This window comes from Pectobacterium sp. CHL-2024 (assembly GCF_044751765.1).
Lineage (GTDB): Bacteria > Pseudomonadota > Gammaproteobacteria > Enterobacterales > Enterobacteriaceae > Pectobacterium > Pectobacterium brasiliense.
Window position 1 is genome coordinate 101,493 of record NZ_JBIXKO010000006.1, and the last position, 16,161, is coordinate 117,653.

The following is a 16,161-nucleotide window of genomic DNA, read 5'->3' on the forward strand; positions in this document are numbered from 1 at the left end:
CGGCAGATGCCGGCTTTTTTATGGGCTGCGCTATGACAGATAACCGCTTTTCGCCAGACAGTACACCACCTGACGCTGCCTCATCAAACAGCCCTATAGACCCCATTGCACCCGCACAGTTGCCCGCTTCACCGCTGACCTACGCGGATGACATGCTCGATTGTCAGACGTTAAAACAGCAGTTGGAACTGTTTCAGCTTTGGCTCGGTTCAGAATTCCGCTCCGGAGTCAGCGCAGAAAAGCTGATTGATGCCAGAACCTTGTTCATCGATCGCCTGTTGCAGCGGCTATGGTATTTCTACGGCTTTGAAAATATCGCGCAAACGTCACTGGTCGCCGTAGGCGGATATGGCCGCGGTGAGCTACACCCGCTTTCCGATATCGACGTGCTGGTATTGAGTCAGACAGCGCTGAGTGAAGAACATTCCCAGCGCGTCGGCCAATTCATCACCCTACTGTGGGATTTGAAGCTGGAAGTCGGCCATAGCGTCAGAACGCTGGAAGAGTGCTTACAGGAAGGACGCGCAGATATTTCCGTCGCCACTAACCTGATCGAATCCCGCATGATATGCGGCGACGTTGCCCTATTTCTCTCGCTGCAAAAAAACGTATTCAGTGATGAATTTTGGCCGTCAGACACGTTTTTCCCGGCAAAAATCGCCGAACAGCAGGAACGCCATCAGCGCTACCACAGCACCAGCTACAATCTGGAGCCCGACATCAAGAGCAGCCCAGGCGGGCTACGCGACATTCACACGCTGCTGTGGGTCGCGAGACGCCACTTCGGCGCGACCTCGCTCAATGAAATGGTAGGTTTCGGCTTTCTAACCGAGGCGGAACGTAAAGAGCTGAACGAGTGCCAAAGCTTTTTGTGGCGAATCCGCTTCGCCCTGCATCTGATCCTGCCGCGTTACGACAACCGGCTGCTGTTCGACAGACAGTTGAACGTCGCACAGCTGCTGCAATATCAGGGTGAAGGCAACACGCCAGTCGAGCGCATGATGAAGGATTTCTACCGTATGACGCGTCGCGTCAGCGAGTTGAACCAGATGCTGTTGCAGCTCTTTGACGAAGCGATTCTGGCGCTGGACGCGAGTGAAAAGCCCCGCCCGATTGACGATGAGTTTCAGCTACGCGGCAATCTGCTGGACCTGCGCGATGAAAACCTGTTTATCAAAAAACCGGAAGCCATTATGCGCATGTTCTACCTGATGGTACGCAACCGTGACATCAGCGGCATTTACTCCACCACGTTGCGCCAGTTGCGTCATGCTCGTCGCCATCTCGCCAGCCCGCTTTGCACCATCCCAGAAGCGCGCCAGCTGTTCATGAATATTCTGCGCCACCCGCATGCAGTAAGCCGTGCGCTACTGCCAATGCATCGCCACAGCGTGCTGTGGGCATATATGCCGCTGTGGGGGAACATTGTCGGTCAAATGCAGTTCGATCTGTTTCACGCTTATACGGTGGATGAGCACACGATCCGCGTTCTGCTCAAGCTGGAGAGCTTCGCCGACGAGGATACGCGACCACAGCACCCGCTGTGCGTCGAGCTCTACCCTCGCCTGCCGCAGCCCGAATTATTGCTGCTGGCCGCGCTGTTCCACGATATCGCAAAAGGTCGCGGGGGCGATCACTCGGAACTGGGCGCGCAGGATGTGCTGGAGTTTGCCGCGCTGCACGGGCTGAACTCGCGTGAAGCTCAGTTGGTTTCCTGGCTGGTGCGCTGCCACCTACTGATGTCCGTCACCGCACAGCGTCGCGACATTCAGGATCCCACCGTCATTCAGCAATTTGCTACGGAAGTGCAGAGCGAAACCCGTCTGCGCTATCTGGTTAGCCTGACGGTTGCCGATATCTGCGCCACCAATGAAACGCTGTGGAACAGCTGGAAACAGAGCCTGTTGCGTGAACTCTATTTCGCGACGGAAAAACAGCTGCGCCGCGGCATGCAAAATACGCCAGATTTACGCGAACGCGTCCGGCATCACCGCTTGCAGGCACTGGCGCTGCTGCGTATGGACAATATTGATGAAGAAGCGCTGCACCACATCTGGAGCCGCTGCCGGGCCGATTATTTCCTGCGCCATTCGCCAAATCAGCTTGCCTGGCACGCGCGCCACTTGCTGGAGCATGATGTCAACAAACCGCTGGTGCTGATCAGCCATCAGGCCAGCCGTGGCGGTACAGAGATCTTTATCTGGAGCCCGGACAGGCCTTATCTTTTCGCGGCGGTCGCTGGCGAACTGGATAGACGCAACCTCAGCGTGCACGATGCGCAGATTTTTACCAGCCGCGACGGCATGGCGATGGATACGTTCATTGTGCTGGAACCGGACGGCAGCCCGTTGGCGCAGGATCGGCATGAAATGATACGCCACGCGCTGGAACAGGCGCTGACACATCGGCACTATCAACATCCGCGCGTGCGCCGACCGTCACCCAAGCTGCGACACTTCAGCGTACCAACCGAAGTCAACTTTCTGCCGACACATACGGACAGACGTAGCTACATGGAGCTCAGCGCGCTTGACCAACCGGGGCTGCTGGCACGTATCGGTGAAATTTTTGCCGATCTCAACCTGTCGCTGCACGGTGCACGCATTTCCACAATCGGCGAGCGGGTAGAGGATCTTTTCATTCTGGCCGACAGCGACAGGCGGGCATTAAAGCCGGATTTACGCCTTAAATTGCAAGAACGGTTGACAGAAGCCCTTAACCCAAACGATAAAGTACCATTGAGTTAATTTTTACAATCAGGAAAGAGAAATCAGGATGCACCAACAATTACAGAACATCATTGAGACGGCTTTCGAGCGTCGCGCTGAAATCACTCCGGCAAACGCAGACACCGTCACGCGTGAAGCCGTCAATCAGGCTATCAGTCTGCTGGATAGCGGCGCCCTGCGCGTTGCAGAGAAAATCGACGGCCAGTGGGTTACCCATCAGTGGCTGAAGAAAGCCGTGCTGCTCTCTTTCCGTATTAACGATAACCAGGTAATGGAAGGCGCAGAAACTCGTTATTACGACAAAGTGCCGATGAAATTTGCAAACTATGATGAAGCCCGTTTCCAGCGTGAAGGGTTCCGCGTAGTGCCTCCCGCCAGCGTGCGTCAAGGTGCGTTTATTGCACGTAATACTGTACTGATGCCGTCTTACGTCAACATCGGTGCTTACGTTGATGAAGGCACCATGGTGGATACGTGGGCAACCGTCGGTTCTTGTGCTCAGATCGGTAAAAACGTTCACCTGTCCGGCGGCGTCGGTATCGGCGGCGTTCTGGAGCCGCTGCAGGCTAACCCGACCATCATCGAAGACAACTGCTTCATCGGCGCGCGTTCTGAAGTGGTAGAAGGCGTGATCGTAGAAGAAGGTTCCGTCATCTCCATGGGCGTGTTCATCGGCCAAAGCACCCGTATTTACGATCGTGAAACTGGCGAAATCCACTATGGCCGCGTACCGGCTGGCTCCGTTGTGGTTTCCGGCAACCTGCCGTCCAAAGATGGCAGCTACAGCCTGTACTGTGCCGTCATTGTGAAGAAAGTGGATGCGAAAACCCGCGGAAAAGTGGGTATCAATGAGTTATTACGCACCATCGACTAAACTAGAAGCGGCGGGTTAATCACCCGCCGTTTTTTTATGTACGAACGATAAGTTATTTATATGTTCCCTAAATACTTCGGTATGGCGGGTATACCCTAAATAATTCGAGTTGCAGGACAAAACGTTAGCGTTTTGAACAACGCAAAGCGTTGGCCCACAGGGCGAGGCTCATTTATGCGCCTCGTAATGCGGCAAGAGAAGGAGTCCCGATGAGCTTACTCAAGTAAGTGATTCGGGTGACTGAACGCAGCCAACGCACATGCAGCTTGAAGTATGACGAGTATAAACAGCGTAGGTTCTCGCTGGCATGATAATCAGGACTATCTAAAAACCGAGAAGGTGACGCTATGTATGACAATCTAAAAAGCCTGGGCATTACCAATCCCGATGATATCGATCGCTATAGCCTGCGTCAGGAAGCGAACAACGACATCCTGAAGATCTATTTCCGTAAAGATAAGGGCGAGTTTTTCGCTAAAAGCGTGAAGTTCAAGTATCCGCGCCAGCGCAAGACCGTCGTGGCAGATAACTCTGGACAGGGCTACAAAGAGATCAACGAGATCAGCCCAAATCTGCGCTATGTGATTGATGAATTAGACAAGATCTGCCAACAGGAACAGGTTGAAGTCGATCTGAAACGCAAAATCCTTGACGATCTGCGTCATCTGGAAAGCGTCGTTTCCAACAAAATTACCGAAATCGAAGCGGATTTAGAGAAGCTGACCAAGAATCGCTAAGGCGATGATCTCCACAGGCCGCAAACGAAAACGGGAGCACGACAGGCTCCCGTTTGTCATTTCAGCACGGCATCACTGTGCGTCAACTAAATCAGCCCATGCTTCAACCCACGGGCATGACATCACTTCTGGTTCTGGATGCTCAACAGCATCAATTTCCAAAACATCACCCAGGCGCTTAGCACCGATTTCCTGCAATAGCGCATCGAAAAGATGGCCACCCGCGCAGAAGTTCGGGTAACTGCTGTCACCCAGCGCAATCACGCCATAGCGCAGCGCAGGCTGGTAACCGCCTTTTTCACGCAGTGCGGCGTAAAGCGGAACAATAGAATCAGGCAACTGGCCTTGTCCCGTCGTCGACGTGACAACTAAAACCGTCTGCTCGCGGTAGTCCAGCCAGGATTCCAGCGTCGCATCTTCAAAGACCTTAACCTCGTGCCCACGATCTCTGAGAATATTTTCGGCTTCTTCGGCCACCAGCAATGCATTCCCGTAGACCGTACCAACAAAAATACCAATCTGCGCCATGCTTCTGACTCCCTTTTTAATTCGATATATGTAATACAAAAATAAGACGGTGGTAATAAGACCGCTATTACTCGACGAAATGCTCGCTATCCTGACCTGAGTCGGCAGGAAACTCAACCCCTTCAAACTCAGGGAGAATCCCCTGCCAGCCAAACTGAGTCATCACCCCCTGCCACGGCGCATCCCAACGCGCCTGCAACGTCAATGGCTGCCCGCTCACCGGATGATTCAGCTGTAACTCGCTGGCATGCAGCATGAGCCTGCCGCAGGAGAAGTGCGATTCCATACCGCGATTGTGTCGCAAATCGCCGTGCGCGGTATCGCCGATAATCGGATGGTGGATATGTGACATATGACGGCGGAGTTGGTGCTTACGTCCGGTCTGTGGCTTCAGCTCCATCAGACTGTAGCGTGCCGTTGGGTAACGGCCGATGGCAACCGACATCTCGACCTGCGCCAAGGAACGGTAATGCGTAACAGCAGGCTGCGGTGCCTTATCAGGATTGGTAAACTTGTCGGCGATCTTGTCCAGCTCTTCGGTGAGCGCATAATCGATCACACCATCATCCAGCACATAGCCCCGCACAACGGCATGATACATTTTCTGCATCTGATGCGATTCAAACTGCTGGGATAACGCACGTGCGACCTCGCTGGACAGCGCGAGCAGCAACACACCGGATGTCGGCCTGTCGAGACGATGAACGGTATACACGTGCTGGCCGATCTGATCGCGCACGGTCTGCATCACCACGACTTTTTCTTTGCGATCCAGCCAACTACGATGGACTAACCAGCCGCTGGGTTTATTGACGGCAACCAGATGCTCATCCTGATAAATAATCTCAAGCATCGTGCGCTGCGCCATCCTGTGCATCCGGGCGGAACAGCTCATCAAGCAGCCCGATACGCAACAGAACCGCCGCCGTCTCTTCTGGCGACCCTTCCAGCGCTTCTTCAAAATAAGGCAGTAAAACCAGCTCAGCGGGCAGTGCTAGCTCGCTGTCCAATAAGGCATGCATGCGCGGCAAAAAGACCCACTGCAACCACTCTTCGGGTTTCATGGTATCGAGGCTGAAAGGCTCCGTGCTGTTAAACGCCTCCTCTTCCGGCGGAACAACCTGCCAGAAAGGGCTTTCCCTCAATGCGCGCTCAATATCGAATAATGACTGACGAACCTGGTTCTCTCTACTCATGCGGTTTCTCGCCCTTGACGCCTACAGTAATGGCGGCAAAGCATAGCACTGATATCAGCCTGACCCAATCGTCGCATTTTAGCTATATGCTATCGATGATAACCCCTCAATCCGATCGTCAGAGGCAAAAAATTGGGGGTACTGATTGCTCAGTACCCCCGGTTCGTTTTATAGCTATCCCGCTACACATTTGCATCCCTGCTCATCCGTGAAAACTTTTCCTTTTTGGTCGTCCTAACCCACAATCCTTGCTGGCGTCCCACTTTCGTCCTGACGTTTCCATCCTGTATCTTCCGTGATTCAATCCCTTTAGGCTCCTGCCCCACCGATATTCCTAATCGGCTCTCGGTCTCCTTCCTGGAGGTGTCCCTGATTTCATCCTGAAACCATGTTTCTTCCTGAAAACCGTTCTTCTTCCTGAAAACAACGCTTCTTCCTGAAGCGACTGTTTCTTCCTAAAACAGTGTTTATCCTTAAAACAGCGTTTCTTCCTAAAACAATGCCTCTTCCTGAAACAATGTTTCTTCCTGAAAATAACCCGAGTGCAGTAACGTTATTTTGTTACCTATAGTAACGGTTACACACACTGTAACCGGTTACTAACTTAAGTAATAAGATGTATTAATTGTCAGCTTTCAGCAAGGGGTAATTGACAGTGTTTCTCAACACCCCTTAAGTGACCTTGCGGATTTTTCTTATAATTAACTAATTAATAATGAAAAAATTAAAATGAAACATATTTTCAACATTAAAGATAAGACATTTCTTACAGAGAATGTAAGAGATCTCTCACAAAGCAGAAAGTGAAATTCGATTAACCATTAGACCGCTAATGGATTAAGGCCAGAAAGAAACACCGCTAGCGTTGGCGCTAAGGTCTGACGCTTTTTGGTGCCGAATTCTTCCAGGATGATTTCCCCGGAAACATTACACAGCGACACCATTGTCAGCTCTGAATCAGTCGTTGCTAAAAACAGCGTCGGCGTGAGCTTAAGGCGCTTCTGCGTTAATAAATGACCAATCAGATTCTCCTGCATCCGGGTGAAATCCTCTTCGCTCCACACCTGCAACAGCTGGCACGATAGCGAATCAAACTGCGCCGTCATATCCCCGGCATACTGCGCGGTGTAAAAAGCATGAACATCAGGATGCAGGCTGATTTCCAGCGCACGTTCCACACCATCCAATGCGGCTGAAGGCACAAAAGGCTGTGGCAACCAGTAAACCGTATCGTCATGATTCTCGACAATACACGGGGAAGGTATACCGTAAAGTGCTTCACTGGCGGGCAAATGCCCCTTTTCCTGCTGCCAGCAGGCAACATAGCGCTGGGTGAACGCCGTCAGCGCTGAAACAACCTCATGCTCCATAATTTTTCTCATCACTCTTTTAGTCAGGTTACACTATTCGCCATCACGCTTATCACATCAAGGTAACAGCATGTCCGTCTATGACAAGCATCAAGCCCTGAGCGGGCTGACACTGGGCAAACCCACTCCCTATCATGACCGCTATGATGCCGCACTTCTGCAACCCGTGCCACGTAGCCTGAACCGCGATCCACTCGGCATTTATCCTGACAGCCTGCCTTTTCATGGCGCGGATATCTGGACGCTCTATGAGCTTTCCTGGCTGAACAATCGCGGCGTGCCTCAGGTAGCCGTTGGTGAAATGCATCTCAATGCGGAAAGCCTGAATCTGATTGAATCAAAAAGTTTTAAGCTGTATCTGAACAGCTTTAATCAGACGGCATTCGACAGTTGGGAAAGCGTACGCGCAACGTTAGCCAAGGATCTGGCGCATTGCGCACAGGGGGATGTCAGCATCACGCTTTTCAAACTCAGCGAGCTTGAAGGCCAGCCGATAGCGGGATTCACAGGCGAGTGCATCGACGACCAGGACATTCAGATCGACAGCTACGACTTCAACGCCGACTATCTGGCGACCAACGAACAGGACGCACCAGTCGTTGAAGAAACGCTGGTCAGCCACCTGCTGAAATCCAACTGTTTGATCACCCATCAGCCCGACTGGGGCTCGGTACAGATTCAGTACTGCGGCAAGCGCATCAACCGTGAAGCGCTGCTGCGCTACATTGTCTCATTTCGTCATCATAACGAATTTCACGAACAGTGTGTGGAACGAATTTTTAACGACATCATGCGTTACTACCAGCCGGAAAAACTCAGCGTGTATGCCCGTTATACCCGCCGCGGCGGGCTGGACATCAACCCGTGGCGCAGCAACACCTCGTTTAACGCGCCAAATGGCCGCCTACCGCGCCAGTAACCGACCGATAAATCACAGCTCCGCACGATAAGATACCCTAAATAATTCGAGTTTCAGGCAGGCGGCAAGCGAAGGAATCCCGATGAGCTTACTCAAGTAAGTGATTCGGGTAACTGAACGCAGCCAACGCACATGCAACTTGAAGTATGACGGGTATATGCGTAGCGTCACGCAAGTTAGGGGAGAGACTGCCGCCAACATTGGAAAAAATGATGGCAGCGCGTTAAGGTGGTGTGCCAGACAACAAAAGATCCATAACGTCTGAACGGTGCTCAAGTAGGTTTCATTTAGGCCGCGGTATTTAACGCATGCGCGTAGCGCCTTAAATGAATGACATTCGTGCCGTGCTGCTGAAACGTCGAGCGTGTAACAATGGAACGTGCTCTCGGCAGCCAGCATGGCATCGCGAATTATATTGCGTTTCAAGGAGCAAAATTGATTACACATATCAGCCCATTGGGATCGATGGATTTGTTATCGCAGTTGGAAGTGGACATGCTGAAAAGCACAGCCAGCAGCGATCTCTACCGTTTGTTTCGCAACTGTTCCCTCGCCGTACTGAATTCCGGTAGCCAGACAGATAACAGCAAAGAGCTGCTGTCTCGTTATGAAGATTTTGATATCAACGTGCTGCGCCGCGAGCGCGGCGTCAAACTGGAATTGGTGAACCCGCCGGAAGACGCCTTCGTTGACGGCAACATCATTCGAGCCTTGCAGGCTAACCTGTTCGCCGTATTGCGCGACATTCTGTTCGTCAATGGCCAAATCGCCAGCGCAGGTCGCTATCAGAACCTGAATCTGGAAAATTCCGCCCATATCACCAATCTGGTGTTCTCTATCCTGCGTAATGCCAGAGCGCTCCACGTCGGGGAAGAACCGAACATGGTGGTTTGCTGGGGCGGCCACTCGATTAATGAAATCGAATACCAGTATGGCCGTAAGGTAGGCAGTCAGCTCGGCCTGCGTGAACTGAATATCTGCACGGGCTGCGGTCCGGGTGCGATGGAAGCGCCAATGAAAGGTGCCGCCGTCGGTCACGCGCAACAGCGCTATAAAGAAGGACGCTTCATCGGCATGACTGAACCGTCCATCATTGCCGCTGAACCACCGAATCCGCTGGTCAATGAACTGATTATCATGCCGGATATCGAAAAGCGTCTGGAAGCGTTTGTCCGTATCGGACACGGCATCATTATTTTCCCCGGCGGGGTTGGAACGGCGGAAGAGTTCCTCTATCTGCTGGGCATTATGATGAACCCGGAAAACAGCGAGCAGGTGCTGCCGATTATCCTGACCGGGCCGGAGGAAAGTGCAGACTATTTCCGCGTACTGGACGAATTCATTGTTAGCACGCTAGGCCGTCAGGCGCGTCGTTACTACTCGATCATCATTAATGATGCCGCAGAAGTCGCCCGTCAGATGAAGAAAGCGATGCCGCAGGTGAAAGAAAGCCGCCGCCACACGGGCGATGCCTACAGCTTTAACTGGTCACTGCGCATCGCACCCGATCTGCAACTGCCTTTTGAGCCGACACATGAAAATATGGCCGACCTCAACCTGCATCCTAATCAGCCCGCTGAAGAGTTGGCTGCCGCGCTGCGTCGGGCGTTCTCCGGCATTGTGGCTGGTAATGTGAAGGAAGTCGGTATTCAGGCGATTGAGCAACGTGGGCCGTACAAAATTCACGGTGACCCGCAGATGATGAAAAGCATGGATACGCTGCTACAGGGCTTTGTCGCACAACAGCGCATGAAGCTGCCCGGCAGCGCCTATATCCCCTGCTACGAAATCTGCTCCTAACGGTTTACCGCTCGGTCGTACCTCTGTGGGGAAGCCTGGCTTCCCCCTCTTATCACATCAGGAATTACGCGATGCCCGTCCATTTGCTGATTGTCGACGCGCTCAATCTGATACGTCGCATTCATGCGGTACAAGGTTCTCCCTGTATCACAGCATGCCAACATGCGCTGCATCAACTCATACAAAACAGTCAGCCTACGCATGCTGTCGCCGTCTTTGATGATGAAGATCGCGATACCAGCTGGCGCCACCAGCTCCTGCCGGACTACAAAGCAGGACGCACGCCAATGCCGGAGAATCTGAAGCAGGAACTCCCGCAGATTAAAGCGGCATTTGCCGCCGTTGGCGTAGCAAGCTGGCATAGTCCCGGCAATGAGGCCGACGATCTGGCGGCTACGCTGGCCGCCAAGCTATCATCCGCAGGTCATCAGGCAACGATCGTGTCGACTGACAAAGGGTATTGCCAGCTACTGGCACCACACATTCAGATCAGGGATTACTTTCAGAAACGCTGGCTGGATCTGCCGTTTATCGAACAGGAATTTGGTGTGTCACCGCAGCAGCTTACGGACTACTGGGGGCTGGCGGGCATTAGCAGCAGTAAGATTCCGGGCGTCGCAGGAGTCGGCCCTAAAAGTGCCACACAGCTTTTGCAACAGGCCGGGAGTCTGGAGGCATTGTATCAGCAGTTGGATACCGTACCAGAGAAGTGGCGTAAGAAGCTGGAACAGCATAAAGAAATGGCGCTGATCAGTCGTCAGGTCGCGACGCTACGTACCGATTTAACGCTTAATGGCAATCTACAACAACTGAGGCTGCCAGTGCAGAATAGCGCTCAGCCGCATTCTCACTAGCAGATAAATACGGATGCGTACCTGAGTGACTCCCAGATACGCACCAGATCGAGACTATCGCTCGTCGCGACGGCCGGGCACTGCGCTCCAGAAACGACGAACATGCACGGTGATTTCTTCACGGTCATGATACAAATGCTTGGCATGCACTTCAGCATTAACGCCATTTTCGCTTAGGCGTTCGCGCAGCACGGCAAGATTCTGCGATACCTCTTCATAGCGCTTCTTCATCGGCAACTTCAGGTTGAATATCGCTTCACGACACCAGCCTTTGATCAGCCAATCACTCATCAGGCTGGTGACTTTCGCCGGTTTCTCCACCATATCGCACACCAGCCAATACACGTTATTACGCGGTACCTCGAAGCGGAAACCATCCGCCTGATGGTGCATCACCTGTCCGGTGTCCATCAGGCTCGGTGCCATTGGGCCGTTGTCTACCGCATAAACCATCATGCTGCGTTTAACCAGTTGGTAAGTCCAGCCGCCGGGGCAGGCACCTAAATCCACCGCGTACATACCGCTGCCCAGACGCTCATCCCACTCGTCGGCAGGAATAAAGACGTGAAACGCTTCTTCCAGCTTCAGTGTCGAGCGGCTTGGTGCATCAGAAGGGAACTTGAGGCGTGGGATCCCCATATAAAACGGTGAATTGTTATTGCTATAAGAGTAACCTGCATAGCAGCAGCCGGGCGCAATGAACAGCACATGGAGCACCGGACGATCTGCTTTTTCATAACCCAGCAGAATTTTGTGTTCGCGCAATGCCGCGCGCAGCGGCACGGTGAATTTACGGCAGAACTTCATCAGCTCTTTGCTTTCATTGGTATCGGGAACTTCGACGCGAAGCTCTCCCGCGCGTTCAATCGCTCCCGTCAGCATACCAACGATCGGCGTGATGCGGTCTTCTGGCGGCAGGTCGCGTAGCAGTTCACCGCTCACGAACATCTGGCGAGCAAAAATCAGCTCATGAAACGGTAGCGTTTTGACCAGACGTTCGGCATCTTCATGCTGATAGCATTCAAACACGACGTAGCCACTATTCTCTTTTACCCGTGCGAAGCCGAACGCATTATGCTGCGTGGCTTTTTCCGTTATTTCTGCCGCACACTCTTTCTCAAACCCAGGACGGCAATACAAAATGACTTTATTCATGGCGTTCAGCCTTTCTCTTCAGACGCAGTGCGCCAATCAATAATAATATCCACCCCACCAGAAAACAGGCTCCGCCAATCGGCGTCACATAAACCCACAGTTTCAGGTGAGAAAGCGCCAGACAGTACAAACTTCCGCTGAAGAGTACCGTTCCCAACGCCAGAAAAACGCTGCTCCAGTAAAACCACAGATTGGTTCGCTGTTGCATCGCAACCGCTAGCGCCAAAATCGCCAGCGTGTGAAATGCCTGATATTCAAGGCCGGTTTTCAACCAACCCAGCTCCGTTGCACCCAGCGTTTTGCTGAGAACGTGAGAGCCAAACGCGCCCAGCGCGACAAAAGTGAAGCCACTGATAGCAGCAAACACCAGCATGAAACGACTATTCATCGTATTTACCTATCATCGTAGTTATCTACGTGAGTTATTCCGCCAATCTTCGACAGCCAGCTGACACGGCTTCAGCGCGTGCCGTTGTCATAGCGGAAGCGAAATTTTTCCTGTTCGCTGGCTGCCCGCGCCAGAATCCAATGGCGAAAGGCGGCTATTTTACCCAGTTCTGCCTGACTGTCATGACATACCAGATAAAAAGCATTCCGGCTGACCAACACATCGTTAAACGGACACACCAGTCTCCCCGCTTCGATTTCCGTCTGCGCCATCACATTATTTGCCAGCGCGACGCCCTGCCCGTGGATGGCCGCCTGCAACACCATCGCGCTGTGGCTAAAAATCGGCCCTTGCTGCACGTTAATCTGCACGCCAAGCTGGCGCGTATAGGACAGCCAGTCACGACGCGACGCATCGTGTAGCAGCGTATGTGCAACCAGATCGTCCGGCGTTTTTAACGGATGATTCCCCGTCAGCAGCACCGGCGAGCAAACTGGCAACAGATATTCGGCGTACAGCTTTTCTACCCGCAGCCCCGGCCAGTTTCCCCGACCGTAGAAAATCGCGACATCCACATCATCCGCCAGACGATCTTCATCGCGATCCACCGCCTGAATACGCACATCAATCCCCGGGTAGTCGGAGTTAAAACTCGAAAGACGCGGCACCAGCCAATGAATGGCAAAGCTGGGCAGCAGACTGACCGTTAACGCGCCTTTGGCGCTGCGGGATTGCAGCTTACGGGTTGCCTCATTCAAAGAGGAGAAGATCTCTTTGATATCAAGATAGTAACTTTGCCCCTCTTCCGTCAGTAGCAGGGAGCGATTACGACGGCGGAATAATTTAAGCCCCAGGAAATCTTCCAGTGACTTAATCTGGTGGCTGACGGCAGCCTGCGTAACAAACAGTTCTTCTGCCGCTTTGGTAAAACTTAAATGGCGAGCCGCCGCATCAAAAACGCGCAATGCGTTGAGCGGAGGGAGACGTTTTGACATGAATGAAATCTTTTGGTTTACGCTAAATCAGCGATTTATCAGGCACATTCGTACCCAATAACGCTTAAGATGCAGAAAGGCGACAATCGGAAATCGCCCCAGCCGATCCGCTGTCTACACGATCAAAATAATCGACAGCGACCAACCTCTCCACAACGAAAAGATGACGGGTACATATATTAGTTTTTGTAATCCGAGACATTATAATTTGTCCGTTGAGGATGTACCAGCAAATACCTATATTAGCGCAACTTCCTGGGCCGGAACGAAAAGTGCGGAGGGGTGACCTGAGGTGCTTTTGGCTTGTGGTTGTGATGTTGTGTTTGCTATTTGTTTGTCTGCCTTTTGCAGATGTGGTAGCGAGTCTACCCTATTCACTTCCTGTACATTTACCCTGTCTGTCCAAAGTGATTTTTTGTGTAGCACCGCAAATTGCGGTGCTTTTTTTTGCTTACGATTCACGCCTGAATGCCATGGCACGCTGATCTAGCATCTGGCACAGCTTAACAGGCAACGTGTGATGATGGGCAATCGGCACTATTTCCCTTTCGCCATTTCTTTCACATTATCACGGTTAATTTGCTGCTGCTGACCGTAGGCATCGGTATAGCTGATCATACCCGTCTCATCATCAACCTTCGGTTTCCCCTCTGCGACGATGGTACGACCGTCATTGGTATGCATGACGTAATTACTGGAACAGGCTGCCAGAGAAAACGCCATCACGATAGCGGCAAAAATAGAAATTTTATTCTTCATAGTTAACCCTCAATGAATTTAAATGTTTTCTAGTTAACCTTATTCATCAGGAAATCCTGAAAATTAACACTTTAAAGCGTAGCAATAGTTGCTTTTTTTTCCATAAAATCGCATTAGGCATAGTCCTAAACTTGTCTCTCTCGACAAAATGGGACAGGATCTGCCCTCCAAAAGAGGATGCTCATGACACCATTTAACCCCGCCACCTTTCGCCAACAGTTCCCCGCTCTCCAGCATTCAACTGTCTATCTTGATAGCGCCGCGACCGCACTGAAGCCGCAGCCCGTCATTGATGCTGTGCAGGCGTTCTATGGCAGCGAGAGTGGTACGGTGCATCGCAGCCAGCATCGCGGCGCGCAGGCGTTAACGCAGCGTTTTGAAGGCGCTCGTGAGCAAGTTGCCGCGTTGCTCCACGCAGACGATCCGCGTTCCATTGTCTGGACCAGAGGCACGACGGAAGCGATCAATCTGGTCGCGCAGAGCTATGCGCGCCCTCGCCTTCAACCGGGCGATGAGATCGTCGTGAGCGAAGCGGAACATCACGCTAACCTCATTCCGTGGCTGATGGTGGCGCAGCAAACGGGCGCGAATATCGTGAAGTTACCGATAGGCGCGGACTTGTTGCCGGATATCGAACAGCTCGCCACGCTGATCACGCCAAAAACCCGCCTGCTGGCGCTGGGACAGATGTCAAACGTGACGGGTGGCCAGCCCGATCTGGCGCGTGCGATTGCGCTGGCTCACCGCTATGGTGCGGTGGTGATGGTTGACGGCGCGCAGGGCATCGTTCATTGCCCACCCGATGTGCAGGCGCTGGATATTGATTTCTACGCATTTTCCGGACACAAGCTTTATGCCCCAACCGGGATTGGCGTGCTGTACGGCAAAACCGCCTTGCTGGAAAGCATGATGCCGTGGCAAGGCGGCGGGAAGATGATGACGCAGGTGTCCTTTGACGGTTTCAAACCGCAGGCAATTCCACAGCGCTTTGAAGCGGGAACCCCGCACATTGCCGGCGTGCTTGGACTGTCTGCGGCACTCGACTGGCTGACTACGCTGGATTGGCACGCCGCAGAGCAGCATAGCCAGCAGTTAGCGCAGCTTGCCGAAACGTATTTAGCGCAGTTCCCCGGCTTTCGCGGCTTCCGTAGCCCACATTCCAGCGTGCTATCCTTTGATATTGCCGACGTACACCACAGCGATCTGGTAACGCTATTAGCCGAAAGCGGCATCGCACTGCGTGCCGGACATCACTGTGCGCAGCCGCTCATGGACGCACTCGGTGTCAGCGGCACGCTCCGCGCTTCGTTTGCCCCGTATAACAACCAACAAGATGTTGCTGCGCTGATCGCCGCAGTGGGCAACGCCCTTGAATTACTGATCGACTAAACCATGACCCAGACAACTGACACCCCGCATCCTTTTGGCCACCACACCACTGTCGCCGACCTGCTGGCGCGCTTCGATGCCTGCCGCGCATGGGAAGATCGCTATCGGCAGCTCATTTTGCTGGCAAAAGCGTTGCCAACGTTGCCAGACGAGCTGAAAACCGAGGAGATTTCATTATCCGGCTGTGAAAATCGCGTCTGGCTGGGTTATCAACGTCAGGAAGACGGCAGGCTGCATTTTTACGGCGACAGCGACGGGCGCATTGTGCGGGGATTACTGGCGGTCTTGTTAACCGCCGTAGAGGGAGAAACGCCAGAAGCGCTATTGCAGCAGGATCCGCTGGCGCTGTTCGATAAGCTGGGGCTTCGCGCGCAGCTCAGCGCTTCGCGTTCAAGCGGACTGGCGGCGCTGGCCGCCAGAATCAAGGAGATTGCTGAACAAGAGGCTGCGGACAAATAGCGGCATTCG

16 protein-coding genes are annotated in these 16,161 nt (G+C 52.9%); 8 read left to right on the plus strand and 8 right to left on the minus strand.

All coding sequences use genetic code 11. The annotated features are described in order from the left end of the window. Window positions 1–32 precede the first annotated feature (32 nt). From glnD to ACIPUG_RS11465, 3 genes are all read left to right on the plus strand, one after another. Window positions 33–2,747 carry a bifunctional uridylyltransferase/uridylyl-removing protein GlnD gene (glnD, locus tag ACIPUG_RS11455; RefSeq protein WP_039502955.1) on the plus strand — a complete coding sequence of 905 codons (2,715 nt, stop codon included), beginning with the start codon at window positions 33–35 and terminating at the stop codon, window positions 2,745–2,747. Between the two features lie 28 nt (window positions 2,748–2,775). Continuing rightward, window positions 2,776–3,603 (plus strand): 2,3,4,5-tetrahydropyridine-2,6-dicarboxylate N-succinyltransferase, encoded by an 828-nt coding sequence (dapD, locus tag ACIPUG_RS11460; protein WP_039276072.1) that lies wholly within the window; start codon window positions 2,776–2,778, stop codon window positions 3,601–3,603. 347 nt (window positions 3,604–3,950) lie between these two features. Beyond that, window positions 3,951–4,340 carry a DUF3461 family protein gene (locus ACIPUG_RS11465; RefSeq protein WP_010296391.1) on the plus strand — a complete coding sequence of 130 codons (390 nt, stop codon included), beginning with the start codon at window positions 3,951–3,953 and terminating at the stop codon, window positions 4,338–4,340. Between the two features lie 72 nt (window positions 4,341–4,412). Here the strand turns inward: ACIPUG_RS11465 and ACIPUG_RS11470 are convergent, their stop codons facing one another. The 4 genes from ACIPUG_RS11470 to syd form a co-directional block, all read right to left on the minus strand. Beyond that, window positions 4,413–4,868 carry a flavodoxin gene (locus tag ACIPUG_RS11470; protein WP_039284042.1) on the minus strand — a complete coding sequence of 152 codons (456 nt, stop codon included), beginning with the start codon at window positions 4,866–4,868 and terminating at the stop codon, window positions 4,413–4,415. 67 nt (window positions 4,869–4,935) lie between these two features. Next, a complete protein-coding gene (gene truC, locus ACIPUG_RS11475) occupies window positions 4,936–5,721 on the minus strand; it encodes a tRNA pseudouridine(65) synthase TruC (RefSeq protein WP_349859557.1) in 786 nt (261 codons plus the stop codon). Further along, window positions 5,714–6,064, minus strand: coding sequence for a YqcC family protein (locus ACIPUG_RS11480; protein WP_039276076.1), 351 nt, complete (start codon window positions 6,062–6,064; stop codon window positions 5,714–5,716). The genes truC and ACIPUG_RS11480 overlap by 8 nt, the downstream gene beginning before the upstream one ends. A gap of 821 nt (window positions 6,065–6,885) precedes the next feature. Further along, the gene (syd, locus tag ACIPUG_RS11485; protein WP_039467062.1) at window positions 6,886–7,434 is read right to left on the minus strand and encodes a SecY-interacting protein; all 549 of its coding nucleotides are present in this window, start codon (window positions 7,432–7,434) and stop codon (window positions 6,886–6,888) included. 70 nt (window positions 7,435–7,504) lie between these two features. On the opposite strand from syd, the gene queF reads away from it, so the two are divergent. From queF to xni, 3 genes are all read left to right on the plus strand, one after another. Next, the gene (gene queF / locus ACIPUG_RS11490; protein ID WP_119871831.1) at window positions 7,505–8,353 is read left to right on the plus strand and encodes an NADPH-dependent 7-cyano-7-deazaguanine reductase QueF; all 849 of its coding nucleotides are present in this window, start codon (window positions 7,505–7,507) and stop codon (window positions 8,351–8,353) included. 435 nt (window positions 8,354–8,788) lie between these two features. Beyond that, on the plus strand, window positions 8,789–10,153 hold the full coding sequence (ppnN, locus tag ACIPUG_RS11495; protein WP_010284789.1) for a nucleotide 5'-monophosphate nucleosidase PpnN: 1,365 nt from the start codon (window positions 8,789–8,791) through the stop codon (window positions 10,151–10,153). 71 nt (window positions 10,154–10,224) lie between these two features. Beyond that, window positions 10,225–11,007, plus strand: a complete 783-nt coding sequence (gene xni / locus ACIPUG_RS11500) for a flap endonuclease Xni (RefSeq protein WP_400338450.1) — start codon at window positions 10,225–10,227, stop codon at window positions 11,005–11,007. Between the two features lie 54 nt (window positions 11,008–11,061). Here the strand turns inward: xni and rlmM are convergent, their stop codons facing one another. The 4 genes from rlmM to ACIPUG_RS11520 form a co-directional block, all read right to left on the minus strand. After that, the gene (gene rlmM, locus ACIPUG_RS11505) at window positions 11,062–12,162 is read right to left on the minus strand and encodes a 23S rRNA (cytidine(2498)-2'-O)-methyltransferase RlmM (RefSeq protein ID WP_010284783.1); all 1,101 of its coding nucleotides are present in this window, start codon (window positions 12,160–12,162) and stop codon (window positions 11,062–11,064) included. After that, window positions 12,155–12,550: a DUF423 domain-containing protein gene (locus ACIPUG_RS11510; protein WP_012773618.1), complete on the minus strand. Its 396-nt coding sequence runs from the start codon at window positions 12,548–12,550 to the stop codon at window positions 12,155–12,157. The genes rlmM and ACIPUG_RS11510 overlap by 8 nt, the downstream gene beginning before the upstream one ends. Before the next feature lie 71 nt (window positions 12,551–12,621). Then, window positions 12,622–13,545, minus strand: coding sequence for a transcriptional regulator GcvA (locus ACIPUG_RS11515; RefSeq protein WP_010296350.1), 924 nt, complete (start codon window positions 13,543–13,545; stop codon window positions 12,622–12,624). Window positions 13,546–14,082: 537 nt separating this feature from the next. Beyond that, window positions 14,083–14,304 (minus strand): YgdI/YgdR family lipoprotein, encoded by a 222-nt coding sequence (locus tag ACIPUG_RS11520; protein ID WP_005975888.1) that lies wholly within the window; start codon window positions 14,302–14,304, stop codon window positions 14,083–14,085. Window positions 14,305–14,487: 183 nt separating this feature from the next. Here ACIPUG_RS11520 and csdA point away from each other — a divergent pair, with 183 nt between their 5' ends. Beyond that, on the plus strand, window positions 14,488–15,693 hold the full coding sequence (gene csdA, locus ACIPUG_RS11525) for a cysteine desulfurase CsdA (RefSeq protein WP_400338451.1): 1,206 nt from the start codon (window positions 14,488–14,490) through the stop codon (window positions 15,691–15,693). Window positions 15,694–15,696: 3 nt separating this feature from the next. Then, the gene (gene csdE / locus ACIPUG_RS11530) at window positions 15,697–16,152 is read left to right on the plus strand and encodes a cysteine desulfurase sulfur acceptor subunit CsdE (protein WP_205537264.1); all 456 of its coding nucleotides are present in this window, start codon (window positions 15,697–15,699) and stop codon (window positions 16,150–16,152) included. The last annotated feature ends 9 nt before the right edge of the window (window positions 16,153–16,161 follow it).

What these genes read in the sequence shown, in the direction of transcription:
- glnD (WP_039502955.1), top strand. Translation starts at nt 33, where the DNA reads ATGACAGATAACCGCTTTTCGCCAGACAGTACACCACCTGACGCTGCC.
- dapD (WP_039276072.1), top strand. Translation starts at nt 2,776, where the DNA reads ATGCACCAACAATTACAGAACATCATTGAGACGGCTTTCGAGCGTCGC.
- ACIPUG_RS11465 (WP_010296391.1), top strand. Translation starts at nt 3,951, where the DNA reads ATGTATGACAATCTAAAAAGCCTGGGCATTACCAATCCCGATGATATC.
- ACIPUG_RS11470 (WP_039284042.1), bottom strand. Translation starts at nt 4,868, where the DNA reads ATGGCGCAGATTGGTATTTTTGTTGGTACGGTCTACGGGAATGCATTG.
- truC (WP_349859557.1), bottom strand. Translation starts at nt 5,721, where the DNA reads ATGCTTGAGATTATTTATCAGGATGAGCATCTGGTTGCCGTCAATAAA.
- ACIPUG_RS11480 (WP_039276076.1), bottom strand. Translation starts at nt 6,064, where the DNA reads ATGAGTAGAGAGAACCAGGTTCGTCAGTCATTATTCGATATTGAGCGC.
- syd (WP_039467062.1), bottom strand. Translation starts at nt 7,434, where the DNA reads ATGGAGCATGAGGTTGTTTCAGCGCTGACGGCGTTCACCCAGCGCTAT.
- queF (WP_119871831.1), top strand. Translation starts at nt 7,505, where the DNA reads ATGTCCGTCTATGACAAGCATCAAGCCCTGAGCGGGCTGACACTGGGC.
- xni (WP_400338450.1), top strand. Translation starts at nt 10,225, where the DNA reads ATGCCCGTCCATTTGCTGATTGTCGACGCGCTCAATCTGATACGTCGC.
- rlmM (WP_010284783.1), bottom strand. Translation starts at nt 12,162, where the DNA reads ATGAATAAAGTCATTTTGTATTGCCGTCCTGGGTTTGAGAAAGAGTGT.
- ACIPUG_RS11510 (WP_012773618.1), bottom strand. Translation starts at nt 12,550, where the DNA reads ATGAATAGTCGTTTCATGCTGGTGTTTGCTGCTATCAGTGGCTTCACT.
- ACIPUG_RS11515 (WP_010296350.1), bottom strand. Translation starts at nt 13,545, where the DNA reads ATGTCAAAACGTCTCCCTCCGCTCAACGCATTGCGCGTTTTTGATGCG.
- ACIPUG_RS11520 (WP_005975888.1), bottom strand. Translation starts at nt 14,304, where the DNA reads ATGAAGAATAAAATTTCTATTTTTGCCGCTATCGTGATGGCGTTTTCT.
- csdA (WP_400338451.1), top strand. Translation starts at nt 14,488, where the DNA reads ATGACACCATTTAACCCCGCCACCTTTCGCCAACAGTTCCCCGCTCTC.
- csdE (WP_205537264.1), top strand. Translation starts at nt 15,697, where the DNA reads ATGACCCAGACAACTGACACCCCGCATCCTTTTGGCCACCACACCACT.